This window comes from Pediococcus claussenii ATCC BAA-344 (assembly GCF_000237995.1).
Classification (GTDB): Bacteria; Bacillota; Bacilli; order Lactobacillales; family Lactobacillaceae; genus Pediococcus; species Pediococcus claussenii.
Window position 1 is genome coordinate 1,726,690 of the sequence record NC_016605.1, and the last position, 19,810, is coordinate 1,746,499.

Annotated in this window: 17 protein-coding genes and 1 riboswitch; of the genes, 8 read left to right on the plus strand and 9 right to left on the minus strand. The window is 36.9% G+C overall.

Annotated features, from left to right (window positions below; genetic code table 11):
- Positions 1-13: 13 nt before the first annotated feature.
- On the minus strand, positions 14-172 hold the full coding sequence (locus PECL_RS10420; RefSeq protein ID WP_148265573.1) for an SDR family NAD(P)-dependent oxidoreductase: 159 nt from the start codon (positions 170-172) through the stop codon (positions 14-16).
- Between the two features lie 169 nt (positions 173-341).
- Here PECL_RS10420 and pepT point away from each other — a divergent pair, with 169 nt between their 5' ends.
- Positions 342-1,589, plus strand: coding sequence for a peptidase T (gene pepT / locus PECL_RS08490; RefSeq protein WP_014216183.1), 1,248 nt, complete (start codon positions 342-344; stop codon positions 1,587-1,589).
- Between the two features lie 564 nt (positions 1,590-2,153).
- Positions 2,154-4,160 (plus strand): N-acetylglucosamine-specific PTS transporter subunit IIBC, encoded by a 2,007-nt coding sequence (gene nagE / locus PECL_RS08495; RefSeq protein ID WP_014216184.1) that lies wholly within the window; start codon positions 2,154-2,156, stop codon positions 4,158-4,160.
- A 107-nt stretch (positions 4,161-4,267) separates the two neighbouring features.
- Here nagE and PECL_RS08500 read toward each other — a convergent pair whose 3' ends face one another.
- From PECL_RS08500 to larA, 6 genes are read right to left on the minus strand one after another with little or no spacing between them, the layout of a single operon-like run.
- Complete coding sequence (locus PECL_RS08500; RefSeq protein WP_014216185.1) at positions 4,268-4,537, minus strand: hypothetical protein; 270 nt, start codon at positions 4,535-4,537, stop codon at positions 4,268-4,270.
- 16 nt (positions 4,538-4,553) lie between these two features.
- Entirely contained in the window at positions 4,554-5,384 is an 831-nt protein-coding gene (gene larE, locus PECL_RS08505) for an ATP-dependent sacrificial sulfur transferase LarE (RefSeq protein WP_014216186.1), read from the minus strand.
- 27 nt (positions 5,385-5,411) lie between these two features.
- Entirely contained in the window at positions 5,412-6,125 is a 714-nt protein-coding gene (gene larD / locus PECL_RS08510) for a D/L-lactic acid transporter LarD (protein ID WP_014216187.1), read from the minus strand.
- A gap of 20 nt (positions 6,126-6,145) precedes the next feature.
- Positions 6,146-7,366 (minus strand): nickel pincer cofactor biosynthesis protein LarC, encoded by a 1,221-nt coding sequence (gene larC, locus PECL_RS08515; protein ID WP_014216188.1) that lies wholly within the window; start codon positions 7,364-7,366, stop codon positions 6,146-6,148.
- The gene (larB, locus tag PECL_RS08520) at positions 7,366-8,112 is read right to left on the minus strand and encodes a nickel pincer cofactor biosynthesis protein LarB (protein ID WP_014216189.1); all 747 of its coding nucleotides are present in this window, start codon (positions 8,110-8,112) and stop codon (positions 7,366-7,368) included. The genes larC and larB overlap by 1 nt, the downstream gene beginning before the upstream one ends.
- A gap of 3 nt (positions 8,113-8,115) precedes the next feature.
- Positions 8,116-9,396 carry a nickel-dependent lactate racemase gene (gene larA, locus PECL_RS08525; protein ID WP_014216190.1) on the minus strand — a complete coding sequence of 427 codons (1,281 nt, stop codon included), beginning with the start codon at positions 9,394-9,396 and terminating at the stop codon, positions 8,116-8,118.
- A 153-nt stretch (positions 9,397-9,549) separates the two neighbouring features.
- Here larA and PECL_RS08530 point away from each other — a divergent pair, with 153 nt between their 5' ends.
- The 6 genes from PECL_RS08530 to PECL_RS08555 all read left to right on the plus strand — a co-directional run bounded on the left by PECL_RS08530 (position 9,550) and on the right by PECL_RS08555 (position 16,460).
- Positions 9,550-10,203, plus strand: coding sequence for a Crp/Fnr family transcriptional regulator (locus PECL_RS08530; RefSeq protein WP_014216191.1), 654 nt, complete (start codon positions 9,550-9,552; stop codon positions 10,201-10,203).
- A 15-nt stretch (positions 10,204-10,218) separates the two neighbouring features.
- A complete protein-coding gene (locus PECL_RS08535) occupies positions 10,219-11,244 on the plus strand; it encodes a HoxN/HupN/NixA family nickel/cobalt transporter (protein ID WP_014216192.1) in 1,026 nt (341 codons plus the stop codon).
- Positions 11,245-11,552: 308 nt separating this feature from the next.
- A complete protein-coding gene (locus PECL_RS08540) occupies positions 11,553-12,608 on the plus strand; it encodes an oxidoreductase (RefSeq protein ID WP_014216193.1) in 1,056 nt (351 codons plus the stop codon).
- On the plus strand, positions 12,598-12,960 hold the full coding sequence (locus PECL_RS08545; RefSeq protein ID WP_014216194.1) for a VOC family protein: 363 nt from the start codon (positions 12,598-12,600) through the stop codon (positions 12,958-12,960). The genes PECL_RS08540 and PECL_RS08545 overlap by 11 nt, the downstream gene beginning before the upstream one ends.
- Positions 12,961-13,102: 142 nt before the next feature.
- On the plus strand, positions 13,103-13,696 hold the full coding sequence (locus PECL_RS08550) for a TetR/AcrR family transcriptional regulator (protein WP_014216195.1): 594 nt from the start codon (positions 13,103-13,105) through the stop codon (positions 13,694-13,696).
- Between the two features lie 118 nt (positions 13,697-13,814).
- On the plus strand, positions 13,815-16,460 hold the full coding sequence (locus tag PECL_RS08555; RefSeq protein ID WP_014216196.1) for an efflux RND transporter permease subunit: 2,646 nt from the start codon (positions 13,815-13,817) through the stop codon (positions 16,458-16,460).
- A 173-nt stretch (positions 16,461-16,633) separates the two neighbouring features.
- Here PECL_RS08555 and PECL_RS08560 read toward each other — a convergent pair whose 3' ends face one another.
- Positions 16,634-18,907, minus strand: a complete 2,274-nt coding sequence (locus tag PECL_RS08560) for an HAD-IC family P-type ATPase (RefSeq protein ID WP_014216197.1) — start codon at positions 18,905-18,907, stop codon at positions 16,634-16,636.
- A gap of 48 nt (positions 18,908-18,955) precedes the next feature.
- A riboswitch (Fluoride riboswitch) is annotated at positions 18,956-19,017 on the minus strand.
- 49 nt (positions 19,018-19,066) lie between these two features.
- Positions 19,067-19,690, minus strand: coding sequence for an endonuclease III domain-containing protein (locus PECL_RS08565; protein ID WP_041534669.1), 624 nt, complete (start codon positions 19,688-19,690; stop codon positions 19,067-19,069).
- Between the last annotated feature and the right edge of the window lie 120 nt (positions 19,691-19,810).

The following is a 19,810-nucleotide window of genomic DNA, read 5'->3' on the forward strand; positions in this document are numbered from 1 at the left end:
TCTTCATTGTTAGTTACATTTTTATATTTGGAACAACTTTATTACTTTTCTGCTTATCACGTGCAATGATATAGACTGTCGCGTTGTGATTTGCAAGTGCCTTGGCGACTTCGCATCTTACTCCACTCGTTCCACCAGTAACAACAGCTACTTTATTTGCTAAATTCGGAATATCACTTACATTCCAATTATCTTTGGTTTATTAAATTTCATTTCCAAAATTTATTTAAATCGTAAATAGCCAGATAAACTGCAGTTCGTTCTATCAAGCGTTTTCATTCTTGTCGCACTCTTTGTTTAAAAGATGTAAAATATATCTAAATTGAAAAGGAGTGATTTTTTTGGCAAAGTACGAAACACTATTACCACGTTTTTTACGCTACGTTAAAATTAATACCCGTTCTAACCCAGATTCAGAAACAATTCCTACTGATCCTAAGGAAGTTGCCTTTCTTAAGACACTTGCTAAGGAATTAGAGGAAGTTGGTGCCGTTGACGTCCATACCCAAGAATCAAGTGGATACGTTGTTGCAACACTTCCAGCTAATGACGGTGGCAACACACCTGTTATTGGATATATCTCACATGTTGATACAGCTGATTTCAACGCTGAAAATATCCAACCACAAATTCATGAAAACTATGATGGTGAATCTGATATCGATCTTAGTGGTGATGGTAAGTGGGTTTTAAGCCCTAAAACCTATTCAAGTCTTCGCAAATATAACGGTCAAACATTGATAACTACAGACGGAACAACGCTGTTAGGTTCCGACGATAAATCTGGTGTTGCTGATATTATGACAATGTTGGACTATTACAAGGCTCATCCTGAAGTTAAACATGGTGAAATCCGAATTGGATTTGCACCTGACGAAGAAACCGGAACTGGTGCTGATCATTTTGATGCCAAAGATTTCAACACAAAATTTGCATATACAGTTGATGGTGGACCACTTGGCGAACTTGAGTATGAAACATTCAACGCTGCTCAAGCAACCATTGAAATTCAAGGTAACGAAGTTCATACTGCTGTTGCTAAAGGGTTGATGGTTAATGCTTTGCAAGTAGGAATTGACTACCATAACATGCTTCCAGAGGGCGATCGTCCAGAACTAACTGAGGGGCGTCAAGGTTTTTATCATTTGTTCAAAATGAGTGGTACACCTGACCATGCAAAATTGGTCTATATCATTCGTGACCACGATCGTAAAATTTTTGAAGAACGTAAACAAACCATGCAAGAAATTGCAGACAAATTAAACTATAACTTTGACCAGGACCGTGTTGAGGTTGAAGTTCACGATCAGTACTACAATATGGGTGAAATTCTTGAAAAAGATATGACACCAGTTAATATTGCCAAAGAAGCTATGGAAAACCTTAGCATTAAACCCGATATTTACCCAGTTCGTGGTGGTACAGATGGCTCTAAGATTTCATTCATGGGGATTCCCACACCTAATCTCTTTGCTGGTGGCGAAAATATGCATAGTCGTTTTGAATATGTTTCAGTTCAAACAATGGAACGCGCCGTTGATTTATTACTCGAAATCAACCGTTTAAATTCTGAAGGTTCACAAAAATAATATTTAATTTTAAAAGAGGTTACAGCAAAATTATTTTGCTGTAACCTCTTTTTTGAATTAACTTTACGCAAACATGATGATTATATATAGCTCTAAATCCATTACAACTTTTATCACAAATTCAAACTTATTATTGAATTCATTATTCTGTTGCGGTATAGTTATAATCGTCGTAATTGGTATAGCTAAAAAACAGAATAAATTATTTTTTTAAAATAGCCCAATCTTATGAGTGTCACATTTAAAAACGCGGCGTAATTGCACTTATAACAGTTATCAGCAGTTATACCTTTTGTTGCGAAGTCATTATATCAATATTAATTTTAATATCATTATTGATTGCTTATGTTCAATGCGGTATAGTTGATTCACGGAAACGTTTTCATCACTGCTCAGCCCAACAAAAGCGTTGATTACGAATGCATCTAATATTTATCATTCTTAATCCGTAGTTGTCTAAGCGGGCTCTTAGACCGCACACTACTCCTCAAGTGCAATTTTTGCTCTCATTTTATTTTTCATTCATTTATTACTGTTTAAATCTATTATTCGGAGGTACACATTGTGAATTCATATTTGCAACGCTTAGGTCGTTCTTTGCAACTACCCGTAGCCGTCTTACCTGCTGCTGCTTTATTAGTAGGTATCGCTAATGCTTGGCTGCATTTTGACGCTACTAATACTTTTGCTCTTTTCCTTAAATCTGGTGGGCTTGCAATCCTATCCGCACTTGGATTACTTTTTGCAGTTGGTGTGGCACTAGGAATGTCTACTGAACGAGATGGTGCCGCTGCCTTTGCTGGATTAGTCGCATTCGAAATGCCAGTTAGCATGTTAAATCCTACTGCCATTTCAGCACTTACTGGTCTTAAGATTGAGAAGGTAAATCCTGCCTTTGCTCAAATGACAAATGGTAACGTCTTTATTGGTATCATGGCTGGATTGGTTGCTGCTGCTTTATATAACCGATTCCACGAAGTTAAACTACCAATGGCACTTTCCTTCTTTAGTGGAAAACGTTTTGTCCCAATCATGACATCGTTTGTAATGTTTTTGGTTAGTGCTCTACTTTGGGTTATCTGGCCTCCAATCTTCTCTGTCCTTGTTACATTTGGAGAATCAATCGTTCATCTTGGTTGGATTGGTGCCGGAATTTACGGTTTCTTCAACCGTTTATTAATTCCAACCGGTCTTCATCAAGCACTTAATTCAGTATTTTGGTTCAACGTAGCAGGAATTAATGATATTGGTAAATTCTTAGCTTCACAAGGGCCAAAAGGTGTTACCGGTATGTTCCAGGCTGGATTCTTCCCAATCATGATGTTTGGTCTTCCTGCCGGCGCATACGCAATTTACAAGAATGCTCTTCCTGAACGTAAAAAGGAAATTGGTTCATTAATGCTTGCCGGTGCTTTTGCATCATTCTTTACCGGAGTTACTGAACCTCTTGAATTTTCATTTATGTTTGTTGCATGGCCACTTTATGTATTACATGCTGCTTTAACAGGTATTTCCCTCGCGTTTGCTGCATTAATGCACTGGACCGCTGGTTTTGCATTTAGTGCTGGTTTAGTTGATTACCTAGTTAGTTTAGTTAACCCAATCGCAAACAAACCTTACATGCTTATCCTTCAAGGTCTTGTAATGGCTGTTCTTTACTACTTCACATTTGATTTTGCTATTAAAAAGTTCAACTTAATGACCCCTGGTCGCGAGCCTTTAACCGCTGATGAAGCAGCAGATGAAGGTGAAGATGAACTTTCTGAAGAAATCAAAGATGAAGATAAGTACCAAGCTCAAGCACGTAAGATTTACAACGCTCTGGGTGGTGCTGATAACCTTGAAGTTATTGATAATTGTACAACTCGTCTTCGTTTGACTTTGAAAGATACAGATAAGATCAACGAAAATGCCATCAAACGAAGTGGTGCTGCAGGTCTCAATAAGATTGATAAGTCTAATCTCCAAATCATTATTGGTACCGAAGTTCAATTCGTTGCTGATGCCCTTTCGAAGTTAGAAGATTCAAAGGCTCCTCTTGCAACTGCTAAACAAGAAACGACTGAAGAAAAGGAAACAACTCCAGTTGACTCCGACATTGAAAGTGGCGTAACTAGCCAATTTTATAGCGTTGCTGAAGGTCAATACATGGATATTGAAGATGTCCCAGACACCGCATTTGCACAAAAAATGTTGGGCGATGGATTTGCTATTGATCCAGCAAACGGAACGATTACTGCTCCAGTTGATGGAACAATTTCCACTGTATTTCCAACGAAACATGCCATTGGATTCAAAACTAAGAGTGGACTTGAGATTCTCCTTCATATGGGCATTGATACCGTTCAATTAAAAGGTGAAGGATTCGATATTAAGGTTACTGAAGGTCAAGAAGTTAAACATGGCGATATCGTCGCTAACGTTGACTTGGATTCATTAAAGAATGCAGGAAAACAGACACCAATGATTGTTATTATTACAAACATGGATGCTGTTAGCATGTTGAAGTTCAAAGCCGTTAACGGCAAAGTTCAACCAACTACAGAAGTTTTGGAAGCAACTACAAAATAATTGTTGCGTCCTAAAAAGCTCCCGAAATCAAAAATGATTTCAGGGAGCTTTTATTATGCCTTTTTAAAACAAGCTACTATTGATATAGTTATTACATAATCATAATATCAATCACATGATTGCATATCCTTAATAAGTTCTTCAATAACTGCTCGATATTCCATTTGTTTTGTATTAAATCTATTATCAGATAACTCAATTAAGTCTTTATTAACTGAATAAAAACGCTCTAGTAACTTTTTTTCTGAATCCTTTTTTAAGCTGGGTCGGATTGAAAGACTCTCTTGATAAGCCTGAATTAGAAATGCTCGGCACTGTGCTCCATCATAAATAACCCGACTAGCATTTTGAAGTTGTTCGATTAAATATTTAAACATCTTTCATCCTCGATTTTTAACTTAGGGCTACTTTTTCTTTAACATCCAACACTTTATTCATACGTCCTGATTCAAAACCATCAATATCAATTGTCACGTAATTAAATCCAATACTCTTTAGGAAGGAAGACATTTCATCCTTTCGAGCTAGAAGTTCAATGATTTTTCCCTCAGGAACCTCAACACGGGCTAAGTCTCCATGAACTCGTACTCTGACAACTGGAAATCCGGCATTACGTAACCATTTTTCTCCCTCAAAAACTTCGTTAACTGCTGCCATTGTCAGTTTAGTTCCGTAGGGGAAACGAGAAGCCACACTACACGAAGCAACCTTGTTCCAGTTTGAGATGCTTCTTAACTTAGCAAGCTCGCGTATTTCCTTTTTATACAATTCTACTTCTTGCAATGGGCTTATAACATTCTCTTCGGTGCGTGCTTTTAGTCCTGGTCTGAAATCATCATTATCATCTGCAATCATTCCATCAAGAATTGTTTCAAATCCTTTATCCGTTGCAGCTGATCTAATCGTTTTATAAAGTAGCTTTTTACTGTAATACCAACTCTTAGGAGTATTGGCTGCAATTCTTGCATCAGCCAATTCTTGCATTTGAACTCCTACTGCATTGGCATCCAATTCTTTAGCTAATTTCAACGCTTTACGATATTCTTCATCAGAAAACAATTCTGAATTTACAACCACCGCTAAAACATTTTCTTTTCCTAACTCGTCAATAGCAACTTTAAGTAAATATGTACTATCAATACCACCAGAATATGCAATAGCAACCTTTTTTTCGCTCTCTAAAACGTTAATTAATTTATTTTCTTTTTCTTCTGCACTAGTCATTATATTTTTCTCCCTAATTAAATGTTTTTAATAAATGTGTAAATAAAATCGAACAAAAGCTGCAGCTAGAATCGCTCCAACAAAGGGTGATGTTCCTGGTACAATAAGACCATATTGCCAATCGTTATTAGCTTTATTTTTTATTGGTAACAATTGAAAAGCCAGTCGTGGGCCCAAATCACGAGCCTGATTCATTGCAAATCCGGTGGTTCCACCTAAACCCATACCTACTGCCCAAACCAACAGGCCAACACCCACAGGAGTGATTGCCGCATATGTATGAACAATAGCCAAAATCCCCGTCAAAAAAATAAACGTGGCAAATGTTTCCACAAAATAATTTCTAGGTAAGTTTCGCAAATTAGGGTTGGTAGAAAAAATATTTCTGATTGCTATTGGATCGACTTTTCCGTCAGATGCTTTAAAATGATCGGCATACATTACGTAAATAATCATTGCCCCTACCATTCCGCCGGCAACCTCAGCAATTGAATAGGGTATAAAATAGCTCCATGGTATCATCCCTAAAATTGCCTGCGTCAGTGCCATGGCGGGATTAATACAAACACCTCCAAAAATAAATAAAACCACGCTAATTCCAAAAGCCCAGGTTGTAATCGCAAATAGATGCCCCGCAGCTTCATATTTTGTTTTTTTCAAAACATCATCACAATGAACCCCGACACCAAACATAATCATAAGAGCAGTACCCATAAATTCTGCTAGCAAGTGATTTAACATAAAACAAAACTCCCCTTAATTTAAAATAAATTCTGTAATTTTTTATATGTGCTATACAAAGACCAACCACGTTTTTCCGCAACACTTGCACAATCCTCGTATTCCAACTTTCTTCTTGTAATGTCTTTGTACTTATATTCTTTGGCACGAACAACATCATGTTCAAATTCAACAGATTTAAATTCTCGTTTCATAACCTCACGTTTCATTGTTTGGTATCGAAATCCCGCCGTATTAGTATGCTTGAATACGAGATACGCAATTTTATTAAAGTTTGTAGTTTTTAATAAAACCGTCATCAAAACTCCCGGCCTATTTTTCTTCATTTGAATTGGTGTACAAAATACGTCTAACGCACCATTTTCAAATAGTTTATCTACTGCAAATCCAATTTGTTCCGCAGTCTGATCATCAATATTCACTTCAATTTTGATAACCTCGTCGTTATTGGATCTAACTTCCTGTTTACTATGCTTTGAAGTCAGCAATGAGCCCCGTAAAGCATTAAACTTACCTGTATTTCTTTTTCCAAATCCATATCCCACCTTACTAACATACATATCGGTAGGACTAATAAATATCGGAGCGATTTCTTTAAAAAGAGCCAGACCCGTGGGCGTTACCAATTCAGTTTTTACTTCAAAATCTTGAATTATTTTTAAAGGGTAGTTCTTACGTAATTGCATAACTGCTGGAACCGGCACTGGCATCTCTCCGTGTGCAACATGGATTGTTCCACTGCCTTCTGTAATAGGAGTTGAATAAACCTTATCAATATCAAGTTGTTCCCAAAGAATAAAAAAACTAACAATATCAACAATAGAATCAATTGCACCTATTTCATGAAAATGAATTTCTTTCATTCCAACGTTATGAACAGTTGCTTCGGCTTTTGCAATGTCGTTAAACACATTAATGCTATGTTCTTTAACCGTTCCCGACAGTCCACTACCATTGATCATATTGACGATTTCTACTAATCCCCTACTTTCATGATGGTGGTGATGTGCAAAATCATTCTTTATTCCGGTATCTTTACCATGATTTTTTATGCATACGTCAAAATCAATTCCGTAGATACTACTTTTTTCTGTACGTTCAACATTAACTTTGTATTCTCCAATCGAAAAATCCTGCAATGCCAATCTTAGTTTGTCCGCATCCCCACCAAGATCTATTAGTAAACCGTTCAGCATGTCCCCACTCAAACCAGAAAACGGTTCTAGAAATAATGATGTCATCAGCCACGTACCTCACTTTTGATGCGATTAATCATACTAGCGTTGTATGCTGCGCCAAAACCGTTATCGATATTAACCACACTAACTCCAGAAGAGCAGCTGTTTAGCATACTGAACAAAGCTGTAATCCCTTCTAGGTTAGTGCCATATCCAACACTTGTTGGGACAGCAATTACAGGTTTATCAACCAATCCACCAATCACACTGACTAGTGCGCCTTCCATCCCTGCTATTGCGATAATCACGGATGCGTTTTTAATAACATCTATATTCGCAAATAACCTATGAATTCCGGCGACTCCCACATCGTATATTCGTTCGACTTTATTCCCATACGTTTCAGCTGTAACTGCCGCCTCTTCAGCAACATCAATATCAGATGTTCCAGCCGTAACAACTGCAATATATTCATCAGAATTAGTTTTAATGGGATTTATCACAAAGCATCTTGCTTCCTCATGATATACGCCAAAAGGAAACTTCAACATTAAATCCTTAGCCTTAACAGTAGAAACTCTGGTAGCCAAAATCGTTCTTTTATCAGTGTATAGATCTTCTATAATAGAAATGATTTGCTTAGAATTTTTGCCTTCCCCATAGATCACTTCGGGATATCCATTTCGTGCTTTGCGTTGTGTATCAACCTTTGCAAATCCTAACTCCGAGAAACCAACCAGTTGTTTCTTTGCTTCACTAATTGAAACTCTATTATCCTTAACGTCTTGAAGTATTCTTTTTACATCCATTTGTTAACCTTCTTCAACAATTACTGATAATCCATCTCGAATAACCGTTACCTTCGCATTTTCGTTTTCAATTTCAAACGCTCTATGCAAGGCCTCGTCAAAAGTAGTTGCAAGTTCCATATGCATATCGCGAATTAAAGCAGGCTCTACTAAATCTGAAACAAAAATAACATGATGATGAACCAAGATACGAGCTAAAATTTGAGAAGTCCATTGATCGGGAACAGTTTTTGACCTAGGTGTATTGATCGCTTTTTCTAAAAATTCTTTTGGATCGCTAACATCAGCCAAATTATGATAAAATCCTTCACCACCATGTCCGTCACTGGCACCAGCAACCATAATAATTACCCCACCATCTTTGTTAGTTGCTTCAGCCGCTGTCATACCTTTAACAGCTTGATATATGTTTTGGTCTAGCGGAAACCCTCCGTTAGTTGAAATTGCAATATCACTAGGTATTTCCTTTACACTAGCCAACTGCTTAACAAATTTGCATCCAACCTCATGAGCCTCTTCAACATCTCCAGCAAACGAACCAATGATTTTTTTATCCCCGTCCAGAACAACATTAACAATAAAAGCGAGTTTTGCTGTCCGAGCCGCATAAACCATATCCTTATGAATTGGATTATGCATTAAATTACCTGTACGAGCTTTATTTGAATTAATGAATTCTCCTGAATGGTTGGCCATAATTGTTTTGTACGAGGCAACACCTGGTAAAACGGCTTTTCTTCCGCCAGAAAATCCTGCAAAAAAGTGTGATTCAATAAATCCCTCTGCCAACAATAAATCAGCTTCTGCAGCAACTTTATTAATTATGCAATCGCCACCTGATGGCAATTGCCCAATCTTAACCATTGAATTGTCATCTGTAGAAACGTGCATAACAATCTCTTCGTTTTCCACAATTTCAGATCCGTATTTATTAATTAGCTCTTCCTTTGTGGATGGTCGGTGAAACCCAGTGGCTACTAAAATTCGAATTCTTGCTTCAGGAGCAACCGAACGAATCCGTTTTAAAATTATCGGCGTAATAATGTGAGAAGGAACCGGTCTAGTATGATCAGAACTAATTAGAACAATGTTCTTTTTTCCTTTGGCCAATTCCTCTAAACTTGGACTTCCAATTGGGTTATCCAAGGACTTTTCTACCGTTTCTTCTTCACTCAGCGGATTACGAAAACTCTCTGCCTTTGATTCTAATATCCCCGCAAAATTTTTATCCGGAATACTAGCCTTGATACTTCTTTTATCATATGGCAAATTAATTTCTACCATGACTCTCATCACTCTCCTATTTCTTGGCGCTATACAACATGTTAGGAAAGATAAGTGGTCGTGGATACAACAATTAGGTGTAACATTTGTTACAGTGCGCGTATCGGAATTTAAAGATAATAAAACACATAAGTGCAGGGGGATTATATAAAAATGGGTACAAGCTATTTGATAGATTTTTTAGAAAAAAAGCATGTCTCTACTGTAAAAAAAGCAAAGCATACTTATTTGACTTATCACGGATTGGAGGAGGGATATACGTACGTTCTAAAAGAAGGCATCGTTAAAACTAGTATGATTTTAAAGGATGGTCGCGAATTCAATCTTTCATACATAAATACCACCGATATAATTTCTCTTTTAAGAGACGAAATATCAGCATATACAGCCTCCCCTCTCAATGTACGAATTGAATCCGAAGACGCAATTTTTTACCGCATTCCACGCAAAACATTTTGGGGATATGTTAACAGTGATGCAAACCTACAGGATTATGTAAAGGACTATTATCGAATTAAACTCACCCAAAACATTAAATCACTGCAATGGATGACTATGAATGGAAAGAAAGGAGCAGTTTGCGCTTTTATTTATAAGTTGATCAGTATTTTTGGAAATCACGGTGCCACTGGCATACTAATTGATTTTCCAATAACCAATGAAGATATAGCTAATTTTTGTGGAATATCTACTAGAAACAGTGTTAACCGTATTATTCATTCTCTGAAAGAAGACAAAATAATTGATATCAAAAATCAACGTATATTTATCTATGATGTGAGTTATTTACAATCATTTACCATATAGAAGGGAATTTTATTCTTGAAGAAAAAATTATTTTTGGGATCTTTACCATATTATTCAGCAAGTATCTTGATGCATCTCTGTGGTTTAATACTTGTACTAATTACAGTACCAAAGTATCCTAGTTTTTGGGCTTTAAGCTTTCTTGCGTACACATTAGGCATGCGTCATGCTTTTGATGCCGATCATATTGCGGCAATTGATAACACAGTTCGCTTGTTAGTTCATCAAAAAAAATCTTCATACGGCGTTGGATTCTTCTTTTCGTTAGGACATTCCACTGTCGTATTTTTAATGGCAATTGTTGTCGGAATTTCTGCAAAGTGGGCCAAAGTAAAATTACCATTATTAGAAAAAATCGGTGGTCACGTTGGTACATTAGTGTCGGGTGTATTTCTGATTGGAATAGCAATTTTCAATCTCCTAATATTGATTAAGTTGTATCGTTCTTTTAAAGCAAACAAAAAGGAAATTAGCGAAAAGCAGTTAGATAAATTACTATTATCGCGTGGAATAATCACCAAATTCACGGCTCCACTGTTCAGAGGCATTAATCGTTCTTGGCAAATGTACCCAATTGGTTTTTTATTCGGTTTAGGTTTTGATACAGCCACTGAAATTGCTTTGATTGCTCTATCGGCAACAACTGCGCAAACAGGTACTCCCCTAATTGGCATCATTGCACTACCTATTTTGTTTGCTGCTGGCATGAATATCATGGATACGACTGATTCTGTCATGATGTCTGGAGCTTATTCATGGGCTTTTGATACTCCCAAGAGAAAGGCTTACTACAATATTGTGGTAACTACAATCTCCGTAATTGCTGCATTCTCAATTGGAATAATTGAATTGAGTAACATTTTATCTGATCTTCTCAATCAAAAATCTGGATTTATTAATTGGATTCAGTCTATTGATTTAAACTATTTAGGCTACGGATTAGTTATTACCTTTGTATTATTATGGACAATAACCTATATATTTGAGCAAGTTAAAAACAAACGAAATACATTATTTCAATATGAAGAAAAGCACCAATAAATAGGCGATCTAGCTTCCTAATAAAAAAGGAATCTAAATCGTCTATTTTTATACATTTAAATGTATAATTTTTAGTTACTTGTCTGGAAATAGGTCTCTATGTATTCTTAAAATGCATCGAAGCCTTGGTGCTATTAGGAATTTTAACATTCAATAATACCTTTAAACATGCCTGATTATTTGGCCATTTACTAAAACTGCCATTTTAAAATGAATACTTATCTTTATTTTAAAACTTGCTTTATTTGCATTATCACTAGTAACTTCCATATAATGGAAGCGGATTCATTATATTGAGGAGGAAACATATGACATTTAAAATGGCAATCATTGGATTTGGTAAAAGTGCTAATCGTTATCATATTCCATACATTAAACAACGAGATATTCAAATCAAGTATATTCAGTATCGGACTCGCAAGCCTGAATTAGAAGCATCTTTTTATGACCAAAACACAATTTTCACAACTGATTTACAGGAGGTTTTGAACGACAATGAAGTTAAACTTGTCACGCTTTGCACTCCACCAAGTACTCACTTCGAATTAGGTAAACAAGTACTGAATAGTGGCAAAAATGTTTTAATCGAAAAACCTTTTGTAAATGACGTTGCCGAGGCAAAAGAGTTATTTCAACTTGCTAACCAAAAGGGATTAATTGCAATGCCATACCAAAATCGCCGTTTTGATAGTGATTTTTTGACATTAAAAAAAGTTCTTAGTCGTGGTTACGTGGGTAAACCTCTTTTTCTTGAATCACACTTCGATAAATACCGTCCAGATTCATCCGTCCATACAGGAAAAGCAATCGATGGTAGCTTTTTCGGCCTTGGTGTTCATCTAATCGATCAAATGATCGCCTTGTTTGGTCTTCCAAGTAAAGCTGGATATGATATTCGTCCAATTCAAAATAGTCAAAGTACTCTTGATGACTATTCTGAAACCGATCTATTTTATTCGGGCTTTAAGGCAACAGTGACAACTCATCCCCTAGCAGCAACACCATATCCACGATTCGTTTTACACGGAACACAGGGATCATACGTTAAATTCGACATTGATCAACAAGAAAATGATTTGAAGCTTGGTATTATGCCTGATGATCCTGACTTTGGTCATGACACACCTGATCAATTTGGTATCGTCAAGTACCGTAATCAAAATAACGATTGGATAGAGAGACAGATACCAACTGTTAATGGGGATTACGGATTAGTTTACGACTCCTTGATTGACTCCATCGAAAACGATCAACCCAAGCTTGTCAGTGATACAGAGGCCATTGCCAATATACAAATTTTAGAAAATGGAATTGCAATCGGTGGACCGCATATTTCAGATTTGGAGCAAACCAATGATAAATAAAACCAGAATTATGCTTTACGTCGATAACGTAAAAGAAATTAGCCGCTTTTGGCAGGATAACGTTGATGCTGAAATTACCGAAGATAATCGTTTAGACAAAGGTTTTCAAAATCTCGTTCTTGAGATCTCGCCAGAGGTTGAGCTTTCATTATTTCCCAAGGAATTCATTAAAGAGTTTTCACCCGAGGTCCTAGGCTCCACACCGTCTATCATGTTCTTTTCAAATAAATTTGAGGAATTACATGTTCGCCTTAATCCCACGACCGCTGTTACCAACGTTAACGGAACCAAAACCTTTAATTTTCCCGATCCAGAAGGGAACTACTTTGTGGTTGCAAAATCCGAGGATTAGCCGCAGGCAGCGAGTGCCACATGCTAAAGTTCATCGAAAATTTACAGGTGTTTTCTCCATGTGTTAAAGCAGTGGTTCACCTTGTGAAATGCTATCCATATGTTCTATAATCAATCTTCAGAACGTTGAAATGGAGATATAAATGGGTACTCAAATTAAATTAAAACGAACTCAAATGGATCTGGTACGGGCATTATGGTCTCTCCTTAACCATAAAACTCTAGAAAAAATAACAATTGATGACTTATGCCAAGAAGCAATGATACACCGCAGCACTTTTTATCGCTACTACCATAGTAAGTATGACCTTGTTCGTGATATGCTCGCCTATATGACCTTTAAACATTTTAAATCTAACGAAAACATCAAAGATGATCGCGATATTATCCAAGGATTAATTTCTCTGGTTACATCTGATCCAGTCGCACTTCGGAACATCACTATCAACAATGAATATTACGATTCTTACACGACTCTTGTGGATATCGTTAGTAGCATCGTTCAAGAAGAATTGCTGGAAAGTGACCATTCAGATGAAGCTTTGACTGACTTTCCAATGTTTAAGTCTATGGTGCATTCACCCAATCCCGTTTTGGCAATTCATATTTTTAGTGGAGCAATTTTGACGGTAATTGTTGAATGGCTCAAGATTGAAAATACTAGTACCAAAGAATTGAATGACATGGTTCATGATGTTATGTGTCAATTCAATATCGTTGAAGAAGAGGAATCGTAAAAAGACATTTTATTAAAAATGTCTTTTTTTGGTACAAACGCCTTAAATTAATTCTTCAAAAAAACTTTATTCTGTTCTATACTCAATCAGCATATTAGATAAATTTGTGCATAGGAGAGTGAGTATTTTGCAAAAGTTATTCAGCAAAATTGGACGAGCAATTCATGACCATGCTATGTTGAGCATTATTATCACAATGGTGTTAACCGTGGTTATTGGCTTTGGGTTGCCTAAGATTAAGATGGACATGAGTAATGCCATGTTTGTTGATAAAAATTCAACACTTTACAAAAACTCTGACGAATACCAAAAGAATTTTGGTGGTCAGGCGTTTATTGTTTCGGTCAAGAGTAAAAATGGAGACGTTGCCAATAAGGAAACTTTCCAGAAGATTAATGATTTTACCAACGATATTAACAAGAACGGCAAGGTCTATACCACAACAAGTATTGTTAATATTTTGAACCAACAGCTTGATAAAGCTAAGTCATCAAACAGCAGTTCATCTAGCAATAGTTTTGGTAATAACGCCGATCTTCAAAAGGCGATTAATAATCAGTTAAGCAACTCTCAAAAGAGGGACATTCAAACTGATGTACAGAATTCCTTTACTAAGGGACAAAAGGCTAAAATTCAAAGTTATAGTCAAAGTATTTTAACTGATCAGCAAAAAATGCAGGCACAACAAGCAATGCAGGCTGCAGTTGCTAAGGGTGCTAATCCTGCAGAATTGCAAGCTCATCCAGAAGCTTTAATGAGTAAGATTAAACTTTCTGATGATCAAAACAAAAAGATTCAAGCATACTCTATGAGTCTGTTAACTAGCGACCAAAAGGCCGCAGTATCAAAAGACACTTTAAAGATGCTCCCAGATGTTCAAAATATGAACAATGAATTAATTCATCAGTTAGTATATAGCGATCATGGTCGCATTAATAAGGCTATGAAACAGTTATTGCCAAAAGATGGTAAATACATGATTGTTTCCGTTACATCCGCTAATGGTGCAACTATGAACGACTATCAAAGCCTTTACAAGGCAATTAACCATGATTTAAACAAACACAACTTAAAGACTGGTAACTACCAAACTAAACTAGCTGGTATGCCTGCAGTTTCAGGTACAGTCGGTGGTGAAATGCAACACAGTATGATGGTCATGCTTGGTATTGCAGTCATCATCATGATTCTAATTTTGGCCCTTATTTTTCCAGTTCGTCGTCGTTTACTTCCGCTATTATTCGTTCTCTTTGGTTTGATTTGGACCTTTGGTTTAATGGGATGGATGGGAATTAGTCTTACTATGGCTACTATGGCTACATTGCCTATCATTGTTGGTTTAGGAACCGACTTTGGTGTCCAATTCTTGAATCGATATGAAGAAGAATTTAGACAAGATCACGATGTCATGAGAGCTACGACTGAAACCATCACCCATACTGGTCCTGCCGTTGGAACAGCCGTTATAGTTATGATTTTCAGTTTCTTAACAATGTATCTAGCAAAGGCTCCAATGATGCACTTCTTTGGCTTAACCCTTGCAATCGGTGTATTTGTTAGTTACATCGTTGAATTAGTCTTAATGTTTAGTGTATTAGCGTTGCGCGATAGAAAAGCAGATGAATCAAAACTCAATAAGATTAATTCAAATGCTTCTGCCCTTTCTCGTTTCCTTACAAAATACGCTACATGGGTTGCACATCATGCTGTACCCGTACTTATTATTGGTGTAATTTTAGGAGCTCTCGGTTTTTACGTTGAAGGTTCAATTCCAGTTGAAACTGACATGATTAAAATGATCCCTCAAGATATGACTGCCGTTAAGGATAATAAGAGTGTCCAAAAACAAGTTGGCTCAACAACCAGCCTAACTTATCTCGTGCGCAGTGATCACAAGTTGACACCAAGCGATGTAAAATACATTGATAGGTTTGGCAAGGATGAAAAGAGCAAATATTCAAGTAAGATTCTCTCCACAACAAGTGTTGCAACAACGCTTCGTGATACAAGTGGAAACGATTCATTACCAAGTAAGGAATCCGATATTAATAGTTCTGTAAATAATCTGCCAAAGATTATGAAACAAACTTTAATCACAGATAATCAAAAATACTCAACAATTTCATTTAAATTAGATCCCGATTTAGGTTCAAACACTTCGTACAACTTGATGAATGACATTAATAAGGACGTTAAAAACGCCCCTAAAGGTGTCAGCATTGTTGCTGCCGGTGACCAAGCCATGGCTCTTCAAGGTGTTAAGAACATGACTGCAAATCGTGGCTTAATTATTATTGCTGGTTTGGCAATTATCTTCGTAGTTCTACTACTGGTATACCGTAATCTACGTGACGCCTTCTATCCATTAATGCCAATCGTCGTCGTTCTTGGTTTATCACCATTGACATTAAAACTGTTGAACACTTCATATAACCCAGTTACGATTGCACTAAGTTCACTAGTTCTTGGTATTGGTACTGAATTTACAATCTTAATTTTGGAACGTTTTATGGAAGAAGAACGCAAGAACATGGATACCTTAACTGCTATCCAGACCGCTATTGGATCAGTTGGACAGGCTATTACTGTTTCTGGTTTGACCGTTGTTGGTGGGTTCTCTGCACTGTTATTCATTTCATTTCCAGTTCTACGTTCATTTGGGATGATTACCGTGCTTGATACCTTGTACTCACTGATCTGTGCATTAACGATTTTGCCAGCTATGATGTACTTGTTTAGAAAGAGAAGCACAGATAAAAAATAGGTTACCGATAATACTAATGCTTTAATTACCATGTTTATAGCCAAAATAAAATTCTGAATTTGCGTTGAACTAAACATTGTTCATGTTAGCGCAATTCGGAATTTTTTTATGCAATAAATTTATATTTTAAAATGCACACCGCTACACAGCCAAATTAAGAGCTCAATAAATATTTAAATGGAATTTTCTACCAATTGATAAATTAAATCTAAAACAGCACTGGTAATTACAACTAGTATTCCTATTTCGCTAACCGTTAATAACGGAATTGCAGCAACTCCAATCCCTGAAAGCGATAAAACAATAGTCAATACAACATTTCCACTGGTTGCCGACAAAATCAACGTACTAGCCCTACTTTGCCAAAAGTTTCTACTAGTTCTAGTAATAAAAATTGTCATCATTGCGCTGAAAATTAAATAATTATACAAAATAGTACTAATTTGGTTAACTGAAAATCCATTTTGTACCGACACCGTCAACAATCCCAATCCTACGAGTGTCCATCCAAATGCCAATATACCAGCCATTTTGCCTAACTTTAGAATGTTCCATCTTTCTGGTTGCTTAGTTATCACTGTATTATCCGTTCCAAGTACTAAAGTTACCATGTCATTTAAAATCGCTACTAAAATCATGGCATTGATCGTCAGCGGAATAACATGGAAGAATAAATATCCAATGGTCAATAATAAGGTTAATTCCGACGTCCTTGATAACTTAGTAATTGTCCACGTCATCATTCGCTGATAAACTCGATGCCCACTATCCAAAACTTGGACAATCGGAGCCAACCCTTCGGTCATTAAAACTATTTTAGCGGACCTCTTAGCTAAATCAGTTGCATTTTGGACTGCAATACCAACATCCGCCTGTTTCAAAGCTGACGCATCATTCACACCGTCTCCTGTCATTCCAACAATGTACCCATTCTTTTGAAAATGTTCTACAATCTCTAATTTATTTTCTGGACGAACATTTGCAACTCCTGCTGTTTTTGTTAAATCATTATGCCCAATCAACTTCTCCAAACTAACAAAATCACCAGATAGTCCAACCTGTTTTGCAATTGCAGCAGCGGTCAGTTGATTATCACCAGTTAGCATAATCACCTTTACACCACGCTTTTGAATTTCCTGCAACGCTTTCAAACTATCACTTCTTGGTTGATCCTGTAGTATGAATATTCCAATTAGTTGATCTCCAAGAGATAGTGCTACTGAACGCCCTAATTCAAAATTAACATCACTTAAATCAACCACATTGCTTGTCAAACTATTTAATCGATCAAACGAACCTAATTTAACTTCAGCTTTGCCACTGTCAGAGTTAACCCAGTTAGCCGAATACCCCTGTTCTGGCGAAAAAGGTGTAAAGTCATTGTCATTTTTGGGTTCAACTGTTTTCTGCTCATAGTTTTGAATTGCCCTGTCTATCACACTTGGACTTTGAAAGTCGGTCGCGTGTACTGCCCAATCAACCACAATTTGATCAGGATACTTCGATAAATTTTTAAACAACACCACCTCTGGCTTATTAGTTGTTATCGTACCAGTTTTATCCACCAATAATAAATTCACGTTTGCAGCTTCCTGAATACCTACCAAATCGCTGACAAGTATTGCATGCTTACTGAGTTCCTTTGCTTCAACGGAATTTGCCACAGCAAAGCTCGATGGCATTGCAATTGGAATGGTGGCAATAAATAACATTGCCAGAAATGGTAGCATTTCAATTATATTTTCGTGTCGAAGTATTGCCATTACAATCAAAATCACTGCTAGAACGGCATCAAGAATCGCTAAATATCCAATAACTTTTCCTAATAAAACCTGTAAATGTCCGGGTGCGCTCGAACGCTTAATTAGTGAAACAGTCTTTCCGTATCTACTGTTGCTACCCACAGCTGTAACGATTGCAAATGAATGACCACTAATAACCTCTGTTCCAGCAGAAACGACTTGCCCAACTTCATAATGAACTTCCTTGGACTCACCGGTAACCGAGCTCTCATCCAAATCAAGCATTTCTGATATCAGCTGAGCATCTGCCGGAACTAGGTCACCCTGCTTTAAGTTTATCAAATCACCAACCACCAGCTCTTTAGAGGAAATTTGTTGCCAACAATTATCCCGTTTAACGGAAACGATTGGTTCTAGTTGCTCTGATAATGATCCCAACACGATGTTAGCCCTTCTGGACTGAATAGCGCCATTAATAGCTGCAAAGAGTAACATTAGTACAATAAAGCCTGCTTGGACACCTTTCCCTAAAAAAAATTCGATTAATAAAGCCGCTTCTAAAACCCAGGCTGACGGTTCCCATAAACGCTTTCCAATAGCATTCCAAAACTTAAATATTGGTAATTTAACCTCGTTCAATCCATTTTGATCCAATAGTTTCTGAGCCTCTTTTTGTGATAGCCCTGTATTTTTAATACTTTTCACCCTTTCCACTCTCCTTAACTAAAAAAACGTCTACCATAAGCCGTTATGCTTGTGGTAGACGTCATCAATTAAATTATAATTTTGTGGCGAACGTCATCGCCGATTCGATTGCCTTCATTTTACAACCAGGAATCGTCATTTTCAACTTCTAGAATCACTTTATTCAATACCCATGAATTCTTGAAAATCTTGAACCTCTTTCCATTGCTTGCCCGCATTCACGATTAAAGCGTGAAACTCCTTCCACTCATTTTCAGATAAATACACGCTGCTTTCAACACTTGTTTTAATATCATCATATTTAGTTCCAACTGCAATCCCCATCCATTCAAAAATCCGTCTTGAATATTTGTCTGCAATAAATCCAGGCATGTCAAAAGCGTACATCAACACATAGTCAGCGGTTTCGGGCCCAATCCCACTCAAATTCAAAAGTTCCGATCGAATCTTCGCTTGATTACTAGACTTGATTTCAGCTACGGAAAAATGGTGACCGGCCGCCCATTCACTTACATTACGCAGTGTCTGTGCCTTACGGGTGTAAAACCCACTTGGGCGCACCAAATTTTGAAGTTCAATTGTAGTTAGTTGCAATAGTTTATTTGGATCAAATCCAGTTCTTTCTTTTAAATTATTTAAACTTGGTTCAACATTCCGCCAAGTAGTGTTCTGAACCAGCACCCCTCCAAATACGATCTCCCAAGGGGACTCTCTCCAGTCCTCTAACCAAGGCTGGGGCCCCATCTTCGTTTCCATTAAATTAAATGCTTCTCCAACTTTCATTTTTCTACTCCCAAACATTTATTATCCATAATCTATTTTAAAGTTTTTTCTGATTTTTGACCAAAAATAACCATTAAGAGTTAGAATTAACTCTACGGCATTTGAAATATTTATACTAAG

Excerpts from the sequence above, each read along its gene's own strand:
- PECL_RS08500 (WP_014216185.1), bottom strand. The coding sequence starts at position 4,537 with ATGTTTAAATATTTAATCGAACAACTTCAAAATGCTAGTCGGGTTATT.
- larE (WP_014216186.1), bottom strand. The coding sequence starts at position 5,384 with ATGACTAGTGCAGAAGAAAAAGAAAATAAATTAATTAACGTTTTAGAG.
- larD (WP_014216187.1), bottom strand. The coding sequence starts at position 6,125 with ATGTTAAATCACTTGCTAGCAGAATTTATGGGTACTGCTCTTATGATT.
- larC (WP_014216188.1), bottom strand. The coding sequence starts at position 7,366 with ATGACATCATTATTTCTAGAACCGTTTTCTGGTTTGAGTGGGGACATG.
- larB (WP_014216189.1), bottom strand. The coding sequence starts at position 8,112 with ATGGATGTAAAAAGAATACTTCAAGACGTTAAGGATAATAGAGTTTCA.
- larA (WP_014216190.1), bottom strand. The coding sequence starts at position 9,396 with ATGGTAGAAATTAATTTGCCATATGATAAAAGAAGTATCAAGGCTAGT.
- PECL_RS08530 (WP_014216191.1), top strand. The coding sequence starts at position 9,550 with ATGGGTACAAGCTATTTGATAGATTTTTTAGAAAAAAAGCATGTCTCT.
- PECL_RS08540 (WP_014216193.1), top strand. The coding sequence starts at position 11,553 with ATGACATTTAAAATGGCAATCATTGGATTTGGTAAAAGTGCTAATCGT.
- PECL_RS08545 (WP_014216194.1), top strand. The coding sequence starts at position 12,598 with ATGATAAATAAAACCAGAATTATGCTTTACGTCGATAACGTAAAAGAA.
- PECL_RS08550 (WP_014216195.1), top strand. The coding sequence starts at position 13,103 with ATGGGTACTCAAATTAAATTAAAACGAACTCAAATGGATCTGGTACGG.
- PECL_RS08565 (WP_041534669.1), bottom strand. The coding sequence starts at position 19,690 with ATGAAAGTTGGAGAAGCATTTAATTTAATGGAAACGAAGATGGGGCCC.